This window comes from Aeromonas sp. Marseille-Q7275 (genome assembly GCF_965119515.1).
The window spans coordinates 34,537-46,541 of the sequence record NZ_CBCPLW010000017.1 but is presented as its reverse complement, the minus strand read 5'-3'; the positions used below and the strand labels follow the sequence as shown (position 1 = coordinate 46,541).

The 12,005-nt window shown below is 60.7% G+C and carries 12 protein-coding genes; 11 read left to right on the top strand and 1 reads right to left on the bottom strand.

The annotated features are described in order from the left end of the window. Window position 1: 1 nt before the first annotated feature. The 7 genes from mutL (at window position 2) to ACWPWQ_RS15760 (ending at window position 6,965) form a co-directional block, all read left to right on the top strand. Window positions 2–1,873 carry a DNA mismatch repair endonuclease MutL gene (mutL, locus tag ACWPWQ_RS15790; RefSeq protein ID WP_454010225.1) on the top strand — a complete coding sequence of 624 codons (1,872 nt, stop codon included), beginning with the start codon at window positions 2–4 and terminating at the stop codon, window positions 1,871–1,873. A gap of 81 nt (window positions 1,874–1,954) precedes the next feature. Next, window positions 1,955–2,887 carry a tRNA (adenosine(37)-N6)-dimethylallyltransferase MiaA gene (gene miaA / locus ACWPWQ_RS15785; RefSeq protein ID WP_202047099.1) on the top strand — a complete coding sequence of 311 codons (933 nt, stop codon included), beginning with the start codon at window positions 1,955–1,957 and terminating at the stop codon, window positions 2,885–2,887. 72 nt (window positions 2,888–2,959) lie between these two features. Further along, window positions 2,960–3,223 (top strand): RNA chaperone Hfq, encoded by a 264-nt coding sequence (gene hfq / locus ACWPWQ_RS15780; RefSeq protein WP_011704864.1) that lies wholly within the window; start codon window positions 2,960–2,962, stop codon window positions 3,221–3,223. Between the two features lie 63 nt (window positions 3,224–3,286). After that, a complete protein-coding gene (gene hflX, locus ACWPWQ_RS15775) occupies window positions 3,287–4,573 on the top strand; it encodes a ribosome rescue GTPase HflX (RefSeq protein ID WP_106885926.1) in 1,287 nt (428 codons plus the stop codon). Window positions 4,574–4,655: 82 nt separating this feature from the next. Then, on the top strand, window positions 4,656–5,804 hold the full coding sequence (hflK, locus tag ACWPWQ_RS15770) for an FtsH protease activity modulator HflK (protein ID WP_025328125.1): 1,149 nt from the start codon (window positions 4,656–4,658) through the stop codon (window positions 5,802–5,804). Window positions 5,805–5,807: 3 nt separating this feature from the next. Then, window positions 5,808–6,692: a protease modulator HflC gene (gene hflC, locus ACWPWQ_RS15765; protein ID WP_043130464.1), complete on the top strand. Its 885-nt coding sequence runs from the start codon at window positions 5,808–5,810 to the stop codon at window positions 6,690–6,692. An 84-nt stretch (window positions 6,693–6,776) separates the two neighbouring features. Beyond that, window positions 6,777–6,965 carry a DUF2065 domain-containing protein gene (locus tag ACWPWQ_RS15760; RefSeq protein ID WP_025328123.1) on the top strand — a complete coding sequence of 63 codons (189 nt, stop codon included), beginning with the start codon at window positions 6,777–6,779 and terminating at the stop codon, window positions 6,963–6,965. 90 nt (window positions 6,966–7,055) lie between these two features. Here ACWPWQ_RS15760 and ispB read toward each other — a convergent pair whose 3' ends face one another. Next, window positions 7,056–8,027, bottom strand: a complete 972-nt coding sequence (gene ispB / locus ACWPWQ_RS15755; protein ID WP_265435995.1) for an octaprenyl diphosphate synthase — start codon at window positions 8,025–8,027, stop codon at window positions 7,056–7,058. A gap of 242 nt (window positions 8,028–8,269) precedes the next feature. Here ispB and rplU point away from each other — a divergent pair, with 242 nt between their 5' ends. The 4 genes from rplU to ACWPWQ_RS15735 all read left to right on the top strand — a co-directional run bounded on the left by rplU (window position 8,270) and on the right by ACWPWQ_RS15735 (window position 12,002). Then, window positions 8,270–8,581 (top strand): 50S ribosomal protein L21, encoded by a 312-nt coding sequence (rplU, locus tag ACWPWQ_RS15750; protein ID WP_005304210.1) that lies wholly within the window; start codon window positions 8,270–8,272, stop codon window positions 8,579–8,581. 17 nt (window positions 8,582–8,598) lie between these two features. Next, window positions 8,599–8,856, top strand: coding sequence for a 50S ribosomal protein L27 (gene rpmA, locus ACWPWQ_RS15745; RefSeq protein ID WP_005311678.1), 258 nt, complete (start codon window positions 8,599–8,601; stop codon window positions 8,854–8,856). A gap of 201 nt (window positions 8,857–9,057) precedes the next feature. Further along, the gene (gene cgtA, locus ACWPWQ_RS15740; protein ID WP_025328121.1) at window positions 9,058–10,263 is read left to right on the top strand and encodes an Obg family GTPase CgtA; all 1,206 of its coding nucleotides are present in this window, start codon (window positions 9,058–9,060) and stop codon (window positions 10,261–10,263) included. A 368-nt stretch (window positions 10,264–10,631) separates the two neighbouring features. Next, window positions 10,632–12,002 carry a YjiH family protein gene (locus ACWPWQ_RS15735; RefSeq protein ID WP_139435027.1) on the top strand — a complete coding sequence of 457 codons (1,371 nt, stop codon included), beginning with the start codon at window positions 10,632–10,634 and terminating at the stop codon, window positions 12,000–12,002. Window positions 12,003–12,005 lie beyond the last annotated feature (3 nt).

Below are 12,005 nucleotides of genomic sequence, written 5' to 3'. Positions count from 1 at the left end.
GATGCCGATCCGTATATTGCCTCCCATTCTGGCCAACCAGATTGCTGCCGGCGAGGTGGTGGAGCGGCCCTCTTCTGTGGTGAAGGAGCTGGTGGAAAACAGCCTGGATGCGGGGGCCGACCGGGTCGAGATCGACATCGACAAGGGGGGCGCCAAGCTGATCCGCATCCGTGACAACGGCAGCGGCGTCGCCAGGGACGAGCTGGTGCTGGCGCTGTCGCGGCACGCCACCTCCAAGGTGGCGACCCTGGATGATCTGGAAGGGATCAACAGCCTCGGCTTTCGCGGCGAGGCGCTCGCCTCCATCAGCTCCGTCTCCCGTCTCACCTTCACCTCCCGCACCGCTGAGCAGTCCGAAGCCTGGCAGGCGCAGGCCGAAGGGCGCGAGATGAGTGTCACCGTCAAGCCGGCCGCCCACCCGGTGGGCACCACGGTGGAGGTGGTGGACCTCTTCTTCAACACCCCGGCGCGGCGCAAGTTCATGCGCAGCGAGAAGACCGAGTTTGCCCACATCGACGAGCTGGTGCGCCGCATCGCGCTCTCCCGCTTCGACATCACCCTGATCCTGCGCCACAACGGCAAGGTGGTGCGCCAGTACAAGGCCGCCAATACGGTGCCTGAGCAGGAGCGCCGCCTCGCCGCCGTCTGCGGCACCCCCTTCATGCACCACGCGCTGGCGGTGGAGAGCGAGCACAGCGACGTGCGCCTGTGGGGCTGGCTGGCACTGCCCGCAGGAGCCAGACCGCAAAACGATCTGCAATACACCTATGTGAATGGCCGCATGATGCGCGACAAGCTCATCAACCACGCCATTCGCCAGGCCTATGACGAGCTGCTGCCCGCCGGCAGCTTCGCCGCCTATGTGCTCTACATAGAGCTGGATCCCCGTCAGGTGGATGTGAACGTCCATCCCGCCAAGCACGAGGTGCGTTTCCATCAGGCGCGGCTCATTCACGACTTCATCTTCCAGGCGCTCTTTACCGCCCTGCGCCGGGAAGGGGCGGGAGCCGGCGAGCAGGACGAGCCGCTCGCCGAGACCCTGGTCGAGCTGCCGACCAGCCCGCAGATAGAGTATCCAGGCCAGGCGCCGCGCCCCGAGTGGTACGGTGCCGAGCACAGCTATAGAGCCCCTGTCCAGACGCGGGATGGCGGCGCCGTGCGCGAAGGTGCTGGCCGCGCGGGCAACTATCAGCTCCCCGAGCCCCCCAGCCGGGAGGCGATGCGCGGCATGGGCGCCCTGCTCACCACCCTGCCGGTAGCGGGAGAGGCGCCCCAGACCGCCCCCGTCACCCCGGCCGGTCCGTCGCCCCAGGGGACTCGCGCCCTGACCCTGGTGGAGCAGGCCTATCTGCTGATCGAGCGGGAGGGACAACTGGCGCTGCTCTCCCTGGTGCGGGCCGAGCGGGTGCTGCTGCGCCACTGGCTGCTGGAGACCTGGGGGCAGGGGCTGGCGGCGCAACCCCTGCTGCTGCCGGTCTCCTTCAAGTTGCCAAAGAACCTGATCGCGCTGGCTCAGGAGCAGGAACGTTTGCTCAAACGCATGGGGCTGGAGTTGAAAAGCGGGGGGCGCGACACCATGATCCTGACCAGGGTGCCCGCCTTGCTGCGCCAGACCGATCTGGTGCGTCTCTTACCCGAATTGCTGCAATTGGTCGAGAGCGGATCTGACAGTGATGCCGGCCAGCAGGCTGAAGTACTATGCCAGTGGCTGGTGGAGCAGGGGATAAGCACCGAGAAAATATATGATTTTTCAACGGCCAGCCGGCTGCTGACGGAACTTGTGACCGATTTCAGTGACCAACTGGCAGACATTCGCATGGTGCGCCCTCTGTCGTTGGCGGCCGTGCTGGAGGGGTTTGCACAAGGCGATTGAGTCGCCGGGGCTGACCGCTTCCATTCATTGATAGCTATTTGCATGGTACGCCTCCCGACGAGGCGACCGTGCCAGAGGAACATGAAAGTGGCTGACTTGCCGACTGCAATTTTTCTGATGGGGCCGACGGCCTCCGGCAAGACGGATCTCGCCATCGCTCTGTGCCAGGCCCTGCCCTGCGACATCATCAGCGTGGACTCCGCGCTCATCTATCGCGGCATGGACATAGGCACCGCCAAGCCCACTGCCGCCGAGCTGGCCCAGGCTCCGCATCGCCTGATCGACATCCTGGATCCGGCCATGAGCTATTCGGCGGCGGATTTCTGCCGTGATGCCCTGCGGGAGATGAAAGAGATCGCCGACCGCGGCCGCATCCCGCTGCTGGTGGGGGGCACCATGCTCTACTTCAAGGCGCTGCTGGAGGGGCTCTCTCCGTTGCCCTCCGCCGATCCGGCCATTCGCGCCGAGATTGAGGCAGAGGCCGCCCGCCTCGGCTGGCAAGCCCTGCACGACGAGCTGGTGCGCATCGATCCTGTGGCCGGCGCCCGCATCCACCCCAACGACCCGCAGCGGCTCAGCCGGGCGCTGGAGGTCTACCGCATCAGCGGCAAGACGCTGACCGAACTGACCCAGGTGCAGGGGGAAGGCTTGCCCTACCGGGTGCACCAGTTTGCCATCGCGCCGAGCGATCGCGCCGTGCTGCATCAGCGCATCGAGCTGCGTTTTGACAAGATGCTGCAAGGGGAGTTCGAACAGGAGGTCAGGGCGCTCTATGAGCGGGGTGATCTTCACCCGGATCTGCCAGCTATCCGTTGCGTTGGCTACCGCCAAATGTGGGACTACCTGGCAGGGGAAGTGGGATATGATGAGATGCGTTATCGTGGCATCGTGGCCACCCGTCAGCTGGCCAAGCGTCAGATGACCTGGTTGCGTGGCTGGCCCGACCTGACCTGGTTGGAATCTGGTGAGTCTGGCAATGTGGCCAGGGTGGTCGCCCGTGCTGGTGCGGCTTGACACTCCCTGTATAATCAGGTTGTTATATTGATATCCGGTGTTTAAAAACAACAAACTATAAGGAAAAGAAAGATGGCTAAGGGGCAATCTCTCCAAGACCCGTTTTTGAATGCGCTGCGCCGTGAGCGGATTCCTGTTTCTATCTATTTGGTGAACGGCATCAAACTGCAGGGTCAGATCGAATCGTTTGACCAGTTTGTCATTTTGCTGAAGAACACCGTGAGCCAGATGGTCTACAAGCACGCCATTTCCACCGTGGTGCCAGCCCGTGCCGTCAACCATCACCAGCACGCCCCGGGCGCCGCCGGTGAAGAGCAGGGTGAAGCCGAGGCGTGATATCCCGCGGCGAGCCCACTCGCCAACTCAGAATCATCATGATACCTGTCAAGGAGCAAGCGCTTGTTTGACCGTTACGAAGCTGGTGAACAGGCCGTTCTGGTACATGTCAACTTCAGCGATGAGGGTGAGCGGGAGGATCTGGACGAGCTCAAGATGCTGGTGAGCTCGGCCGGGGTCAATGCGCTGGGGGTGATCACCACCAGTCGCAGCGCGCCCAGTGCCAAGTATTTTGTCGGCAGCGGCAAGGCGGAAGAGATCGCGTCCCAGGTCCAGATGCTGGGCGCGGACGTGGTCATCTTCAACCATGCCCTGACCCCTGCCCAGGAACGCAACCTGGAGCGTCTGTTCCAGTGCCGTGTGGTGGACAGGACAGGCCTCATCCTCGATATCTTCGCCCAGCGCGCCCGTACCCACGAAGGCAAGTTGCAGGTCGAACTGGCCCAATTGCGCCATCTTTCTACTCGCCTGGTGCGAGGCTGGACCCACCTCGAACGTCAGAAGGGCGGGATAGGTCTGCGCGGCCCGGGTGAAACCCAGCTTGAGACCGACCGACGCCTGCTGCGAGAGCGCATCAAGGCGATTCTGCGCCGGCTCGACAAGGTGGCGAAGCAGCGGGAGCAGGGTCGTCGCGCCCGCAACCGCAACGAGGTGCCGACCGTGTCGCTGGTGGGCTACACCAACGCCGGAAAGTCCACTTTGTTCAACCAACTTACAGATGCCAGCGTGTATGCTGCCGACCAATTGTTCGCAACCCTGGATCCCACCCTGCGTAAATTGGTGATCCAGGATGTGGGTGATGTGATCCTGGCGGATACAGTTGGATTTATTCGGCACTTGCCCCATGATCTGGTCGCGGCCTTCAAGGCGACGCTGCAGGAGACCCGCGAAGCGGACCTGCTGCTGCACGTCGTGGACTGTGCCGATGAGCAGATGCAGGAGAATGTCGATTCGGTGCAGACAGTCCTGGCCGAGATCGAAGCGGACGACCGCCCCCAGCTGATGATCTGCAACAAGATCGACAAGCTGGCCGATCGTCCGGCCGGTCTGGAGCGGGATGACGAAGGGCGCCCGCAGCGAGTCTGGCTGTCGGCCCAGACGGGTGAAGGCAGTGAATACCTGTTCCAGGCCCTGACCGAACTGCTGGCCGGATCCATGGTCCATCACACCCTGCAGTTGCCGCCCTCGGCCGCGAGATTGCGCAGTGCGCTCTATCGACTGAAAGGCATCGAGCAGGAAGGTTTCAGCGAGGAGGGGGATTTTGTCCTGGAGGTACGCTTGCAGCTTGCCGACTGGAACCGCCTCATGAAACAAGAAGGTGAGAGTTTACAACGCTTTATCAGGCATTGATCCGGCGATGAAGACAGGCTTCGTCAACGGTTGATGGCCCGATAGAGATGATATCCATCCGCATGTATTAATGGAGACGCTGATGGCTTGGAATGAGCCTGGTAACAACGGCAAAGACCGTGACCCTTGGGGGAACAACGGCAAGAATCAGGGACCCCCTGATCTGGATGAAATGCTGCGCAAGGTGAGCCGTCGTTTCGGTGGCCTGTTCGGTGGTGGCAAATCCGGTGGTGATGTGGGCAAGTTTGGCCTCTCCATCGCCCTGGTGGTGGCCGTGGTGGTGTGGGTCGTCAGCGGCTTCTACACCATTCGCGAAGCCGAGCGGGGCGTGGTGCTGCGTTTTGGGGAGTACTCCCACAACGTGGATCCGGGCCTGCGCTGGAAACCGACCTTCATCGATCGGGTGATCCCGGTGGATGTGGAATCGGTGCGCTCCCTGCCTGCCTCCGGCTTCATGCTGACCCAGGACGAGAACGTGGTCCGGGTCGAGATGGACGTGCAGTACCGCGTGGTCGATCCCGAGCAGTATCTGTTCAGCGTCACCAATGCCGACGAGAGTCTGAGCCAGGCCACCGACAGCGCCCTGCGCTACGTGGTGGGTCATACCAAGATGGATGATGTCCTGACCACGGGTCGGGAAAAAGTCCGTCAGGAGACCTGGCAGGTGATCGATGGCATCATTGAGCCCTACCAGATGGGTCTGCAGATCGTCGACGTCAACTTCCTGCCGGCGCGTCCGCCGGAAGAGGTGAAGGACGCCTTCGATGACGCCATCTCCGCCCAGGAAGATGAGCAGCGCTTCATCCGTGAAGCGGAAGCCTATGCCCGTGAAGTCGAGCCCAAGGCCCGTGGTCAGGTCAAGCGTCTGGAACAGGAAGCCGAAGGCTACAAGTCCCAGATCGTGCTGAAGGCCAAGGGTGAAGTCGCGCGCTTCAACGAGCTGCTGCCCCAGTACCAGTCCGCCCCCGAGTTGACTCGTGAGCGTATCTACCTGGAAACCATGGAAGAGCTCTATCAGCAAGCCAACAAGGTGCTGGTCGACATGCCTGCTGGCAACAACAGCATGATCTACCTGCCGCTCGACAAGCTGTCCGGCAAGGCGAATGCCGTGCAACCGGCGCGTCCGGCGGGCACACCTGCGGTGGAGCCGGCCCAGCCGTCCAACGAAGGGGCCAACTCCACTCCGACCCCGCTCCGTGGCGGTGACCGTTTCAGCACAGGGAGAAACTGATAGATGAAAAAGCTAGCTATTGGTGTCATCGCTGTGGCCGCCATGGTCTGCTTCTCTTCCGTCTTTATCGTCGATGAAGGGCAGAAGGGAATAGTGGTGCAGTTTGGCAAGGTGAAGCGGGTTGACTCCGGCGAGCCGCGTCTCTATGAGCCGGGCCTGCACTTCAAGGTGCCGCTCATCGATCAGGTACGCAAGATGGATGCCCGCATCCAGACTCTGGAAGGCCAGGCGGATCGCTTCGTCACCTCCGAGAAGAAAGACCTCATCATCGACTCCTACGTGAAGTGGAAGATCGAGGACTTCTCCAAGTACTACCTGGCGACCGGTGGTGGCAACAAGATCCAGGCCGAAGACCTGCTCAAGCGCAAGATCAACAACGGTCTGCGTTCCGAGATCGGTAACCGCACCATCAAGGACATCGTCTCCGGCGAGCGCAGTACCGTGATGGAAGATGCCCTGATGAAGATGGCGCGCTCCTCCGAGCTCGGCATCAAGGTGGTGGATGTGCGCATCAAGCAGATCAACCTGCCGGTGGAAGTCTCCAGCTCCATCTATCAGCGGATGCGTGCCGAGCGGACTGCAGTCGCCCGTGAGCACCGCTCCCAGGGCCGCGAGCAGGCCGAGATCCTGCGTGCCGACATCGACCGCAAGGTCACCGTCATGATCGCCGACGCCGAGAGTAATGCGCGTCAGCTGCGTGGTGAAGGGGATGCCGAAGCCGCCAAGATCTATGCCGACAGCTACAAGAAGGACCCCGAGTTCTTCAGCTTCGTGCGCAGCATGGAGGCCTATCGCAAGAGCTTCGCCGGCGGCAACGACCTCATGGTCCTCAAGCCTGACAGCGAGTTCTTCCGCTACCTCAAGTCGCCTCACGGTGACAAGCAGTAAGCAGGCATAGCGCCATAACCCAAAGGGCCTGATGATTCAGGCCCTTTTGCTTGATGAGACAAGGCCCAGGGGGCAGGAGGAGTCATGCTGACAGCCATCTTGATGGGAGTGGGGCTGTTGCTGCTGTTCGAGGGGCTGGGCCCCTTGCTGGCGCCGAGGGCCTGGCAACAGATGCTGAGACTGATGAGCGATCAGCCGCCGGAGCAGCTGCGGCGCATCGGCGGTTGCCTGGTGGTGGCGGGTGCCGTCATCCTTTGGGCGCTGGCCCATTGAGCGCTCAAGAGAGCGCTGACGCCTGAGAGCAAGGCGCAGACCAAAAAAAGAGGCCTATGGCCTCTTTTTTTTGGATGCTGACACGCAGGCTCAGGCGCTGCGCTGTACCGCCATCTGGGCCAGGGTCTCCAGCGCCTGCCTGTGCTGGGAGTCCGGCAGGATGGCGAGGGCGGCAATGGCCTTGTCGGCCTCTTCCCGGGCCCGCATGCGGGAGTACTCCAGGGCGCCGGTGCGATCCAGGATGGCCAGGATGCGCTCGAGATGCTCCATGCCGTTGCGGTGCTCGATGGCGTCGCGGATGAGCTGACGCTCTTCCGGGGTGCCCACGGCCATGGCGCGCAGCAGCGGCAGGGTGGGCTTGCCTTCGGCCAGGTCGTCGCCGACGTTCTTGCCCATCTCGTCGCTCTGGGAGCAGTAGTCCATGACGTCGTCGATGATCTGGAAGGCGGTGCCCAAATACTTGCCGTAGTCGGTCATGGCCTGCTCGACGGGCTCGGGCTGATGGGTCAGCACGGCGGCGAGGCGGGTGGCGGCTTCAAACAGCTTCGCGGTCTTGCAGTAGATGACCGTCATGTAGCTCTCTTCCGTGGTGTCCGGATCGTTGCAGTTCATCAACTGCAGCACTTCCCCCTCGGCGATGGTATTGGTGGCATCCGACAGGATCTCCATCACCCGCAAGTTGGAGAGCTCGCTCATCATCTGGAAGGAGCGGCTGTAGAGATAGTCACCGACCAGGACGCTGGCGGCGTTGCCGAACAGCGCATTGGCGGTCTCCCGGCCGCGGCGCAGGTCGGATTCATCGACCACGTCGTCGTGCAGCAGGGTAGAGGTATGAATGAATTCGATGATGGCGGCGAGCTTGAGATGGTCCTGACCCTGGTACCCCAGTGCGCGGGCTGCCATTACCGTCAGCATGGGGCGCATCCGTTTTCCGCCTGCACTGACAATGTAGAAACCCAGCTGGTTGATCAGGCTGACATCGGACTGGAGCCGGGCCAGGATCAGTTCATTGACCGCCGTCATGTCGGCGGCACAGAGCGCACGGATAGTCTGTTGGTCCATAAGTCTCGTAACGTGACGGCAGCAATTACTGCGTTTTTAGCAATGGCGGGGATTCTACACGATTTCACAATGGGTTACAGTTAAGCGTTTATTCACGGCGGCAGATATGCGCACAAAATAAACTTTTTGCTAAATTGGCCTTGCCTAGGCAAATCGTTCTGCGTAGAATGCCCGCCCATTGTTATAGGTTTTTGCGCGTGTCTGGCCTTGAGCAAAAGACACGCCTTTACGGAGTTAATCAAATGTACGCGGTATTCCAAAGCGGCGGAAAACAACACCGTGTGGCCGAAGGTCAAATCGTTCGTCTGGAAAAGCTGAACGTTGAGACTGGCGCTACCATCGACTTCAACGAAGTTCTGATGGTTGCTGCAGGCGACACTTTTAAAGTAGGTGCTCCTTTCGTTGAAGGTGGCAAGGTTGTAGCTGAAGTTGTGGCTCACGGCCGTGGCGAGAAAGTGACTATCGTCAAGTTCCGTCGTCGTAAGCACCATCGTAAGCAAGCGGGCCACCGTCAGTGGTTCACTGAAGTCAAAATCACTGGCATCAGCGCTTAATTAGAGGAGTCCGATAAATGGCACATAAAAAAGCTGGCGGTTCATCCCGCAACGGTCGCGATTCTGAAGCTAAACGCCTTGGCGTTAAGCGTTTCGGCGGCGAAACAGTTCTGGCAGGCAGCATCATCGTTCGTCAACGTGGCACCAAGTTCCACGCTGGCACCAACGTTGGCCTGGGAACCGATCACACCCTGTACGCGAAAGCGACTGGCAAGATCCTGTTCGAAGTTAAAGGTCCGCTGAATCGTAAGTACGTCAGCATCGTTGCTGAGTAATTACGGACCGCAAGGATCCGAAGCCCCGCCAACAGGCGGGGCTTTTGTTTTTCTGACGTCTTTCCTGATGTCGTTGACGAAAAAACGGAACGCAGCTGACTTTGGCTCTGACGGGCATGATTGGCAAGATGCGTATCGCCCGCAGGGGTCTGTACCACTATAATTGCGTATCGGTTTTTCGAATTAAGGTGACGGTTACCTATGAAGTTTGTTGATGAAGTCCAGATTCGAGTCGATGCCGGTGACGGTGGTAACGGTTGTGTGAGCTTTCGCCGTGAAAAGTACATCCCGAACGGTGGTCCGGACGGCGGTGACGGTGGTGACGGCGGTGATGTCTATCTGATCGCCGACGAGAACCTGAACACCCTGATCGACTACCGTTTCGAGCGTTTCCATGCCGCCGAGCGTGGCGAGAACGGCCAGAGCGCCAACTGTACCGGTCGTCGCGGCAAGGATCGTACCCTGCGCGTCCCGGTCGGCACCCGCGCCAGCGATGAGGATACCGGTGAACTGCTGGGGGATCTGACCACCCACGGCCAGAAGCTGCTGGTCGCCAAGGGCGGTTTCCACGGCCTTGGCAACACCCGCTTCAAGAGCTCGGTCAACCGCGCCCCCTATCAGAAGAGCAACGGCACCCCGGGTGAAGTGCGCACCCTGAAGCTGGAGCTGCTGCTGCTGGCTGACGTCGGCATGCTGGGTCTGCCCAACGCGGGCAAGTCCACCTTCATTCGCGCCGTCTCTGCCGCCCGCCCGAAAGTGGCCGACTACCCCTTCACTACCCTGGTGCCGAACCTGGGTGTGGTGCGTGGGGAGAACTCCCGCTCCTTCGTCATCGCCGATATCCCGGGTCTGATCGAGGGTGCCGCCGAAGGCGCCGGCCTCGGTATCCGCTTCCTCAAGCACCTGGAGCGTTGCCGCGTGCTGATCCACCTGGTGGATATCTGCCCGGTTGACGGTTCCGATCCGGCCGAGAATGCCGTGACCATCGTCCGGGAGCTGGAGAAGTACAGCCCCGAGCTGGCGGGCAAACCGCGCTGGCTGGTATTCAATAAGATGGATCTGATCCTGGAAGAAGAAGCCCAGGAAGTGATGGACAGAGTCAAGGCAGCCCTGAACCACGAAGGCCCTGTCTATGCCATCACTGCCATCAGCAAGGAAGGCACCAAGAAGGTATGCTACGACATCCTGGATCTGCTGGACACCATGCCCCGTCAGCTGGAAGCCGATGCCAAGGCCGCCATCGAGAAGGTCGAGTTCAAGTGGGACGACTACCACAAGAACCAGCTGGCCCAGGCCGAGGCGGAAGCCCTGGCAGCCTCCAAGGCCTTCGATGAGGCGCTGGACGATGACGACGACTGGGATGACGAAGATGACGACGGCGTCGAAGTGATCTACGTCCGCGACTGAGACTCTCTTTCGTGACAAGACCGGAGCCCCGACAGGCTCCGGTTTTTTTATGGGAGGATCGACGGGATCACCTTATAGATATATTTCTCATGCCACTTATTGCCTGCCAACCGCAACTGATTATACTGCGCCCCTGAACGTAACCTGTATGAAACATTATGCTAACCTGTTGAATTGAATTGATATGCATGACTGTTTTGGTTTGTTCTTATGGATGGTTTGCCTGATAAAATATTTATGCTTGAAATAATCCATTAAAAGCTTGTTTGTGCAGTTTTTTGGGTTATTCTTGCGCCCGTTTGCCGGGCGAGGGCATGAATATGCAGGCGGCCTGGCTGAAGGAAAAGTCACATTTAAGGCTGTCTATCATGTTGGAAAAGACCCTGCAGGCACCGGCGATCCATACTCGCCGCAATGTGCTGATGTTTTTGATCCCGTCGCTCATCGGGATCCTGCTGTTCATGACCCCCGTCATCTATGACGGCAATGTCACAATCCCTGTCGCCGTGCTGGCGAAGCTGGTACAGACGGTGTTCGCCGACTATCTGGTGGCCATGGTCAGCGCCATCATTACCACTACCATGCTGATGACCTTGATCGCCTGGTTGTTCAAGCCGGCGATCCTGGTGAGACGCCCCTTCCTCAACAGCCTGTTCAACGTTTCCCCCTTCTGGGCCTGCGTGCGGGTGCTGGGGGGCCTCTTCGTGCTGCTGACCTTCTTCGAGGCCGGTCCCGAGGTGCTGCGTTCCGGGGCGACCGGCGGCCTGGTGCTGCACGATCTGCTGCCGGTGCTGTTCTCCGTCTTCATCTTCGCCGGCTTGCTGCTGCCGCTGCTGCTGGACTTCGGCCTGCTGGAGTTCGTCGGCACCATGATGACCCGCATCATGCGCCCTGTGTTCCGCCTGCCGGGTCGCTCCGCCGTGGATTGCTTCGCCTCCTGGCTCGGGGATGGCAGCGTCGGCATCCTGCTTACCAGCAAGCAGTACGAGGGCAAGTTCTACACCCAGCGTGAAGCCGCCGTCATCGGCACCACCTTCTCCGCCGTCTCCATCACCTTCTGTCTGGTGGTGATCTCCCAGGTGAAGCTGGAGCACATGTTCGTCCCCTTCTACCTGACTGTCTGCCTGGCCGGTGTGGTCGCCGCCATAGTGGTGCCGCGCCTGCCCCCGCTCTCCTGGAAGAAGGATGTCTACAGCGACGGCACTCCCCTGTGCCGCAAGCAGGAGGCGATCCCTCATCAGCACAGCGTGCTGAGCTATGGCTATCAGCGTGCCCTGGCCAAGGCCGACAGCATGACTGATCTCGGCGCCGTGGCGCGGGAAGGGGTGAAGAACGCCCTGGACATGGTGTTTGGCGTGCTGCCGGTGGTGATGGCGATCGGGACCTGTGCCCTGATGCTGGCGGAGCACACCCCCATCTTCAACTGGCTGGGCGCCCCCTTCGTCCCCTTGCTGGAGTTGCTGCAACTGCCGGAGGCCGAGGCGGCGTCCAAAACCATCATGGTGGGCTTCGCCGACATGTTCATCCCGGCGGTGCTGGCCTCGACCATAGAGAGCGACATCACCCGCTTCGTGATCGCCGCCATGTCGGTGACCCAGCTCATCTATATGTCGGAAGTGGGCGCCCTGCTGCTGGGCAGCAAGATCCCGGTCAAGCTGTGGGAGCTGTTCGTCATCTTCCTGCTGCGCACCCTGGTGACACTGCCGGTGATCGCCGGTGTGGCGCACCTGCTGTTCTAAGGG

Coding starts and splice junctions, on each gene's coding strand:
- mutL (WP_454010225.1), top strand. CDS start 2: ATGCCGATCCGTATATTGCCTCCCATTCTGGCCAACCAGATTGCTGCC.
- miaA (WP_202047099.1), top strand. CDS start 1,955: ATGAAAGTGGCTGACTTGCCGACTGCAATTTTTCTGATGGGGCCGACG.
- hfq (WP_011704864.1), top strand. CDS start 2,960: ATGGCTAAGGGGCAATCTCTCCAAGACCCGTTTTTGAATGCGCTGCGC.
- hflK (WP_025328125.1), top strand. CDS start 4,656: ATGGCTTGGAATGAGCCTGGTAACAACGGCAAAGACCGTGACCCTTGG.
- hflC (WP_043130464.1), top strand. CDS start 5,808: ATGAAAAAGCTAGCTATTGGTGTCATCGCTGTGGCCGCCATGGTCTGC.
- ACWPWQ_RS15760 (WP_025328123.1), top strand. CDS start 6,777: ATGCTGACAGCCATCTTGATGGGAGTGGGGCTGTTGCTGCTGTTCGAG.
- ispB (WP_265435995.1), bottom strand. CDS start 8,027: ATGGACCAACAGACTATCCGTGCGCTCTGTGCCGCCGACATGACGGCG.
- rplU (WP_005304210.1), top strand. CDS start 8,270: ATGTACGCGGTATTCCAAAGCGGCGGAAAACAACACCGTGTGGCCGAA.
- rpmA (WP_005311678.1), top strand. CDS start 8,599: ATGGCACATAAAAAAGCTGGCGGTTCATCCCGCAACGGTCGCGATTCT.
- cgtA (WP_025328121.1), top strand. CDS start 9,058: ATGAAGTTTGTTGATGAAGTCCAGATTCGAGTCGATGCCGGTGACGGT.
- ACWPWQ_RS15735 (WP_139435027.1), top strand. CDS start 10,632: ATGTTGGAAAAGACCCTGCAGGCACCGGCGATCCATACTCGCCGCAAT.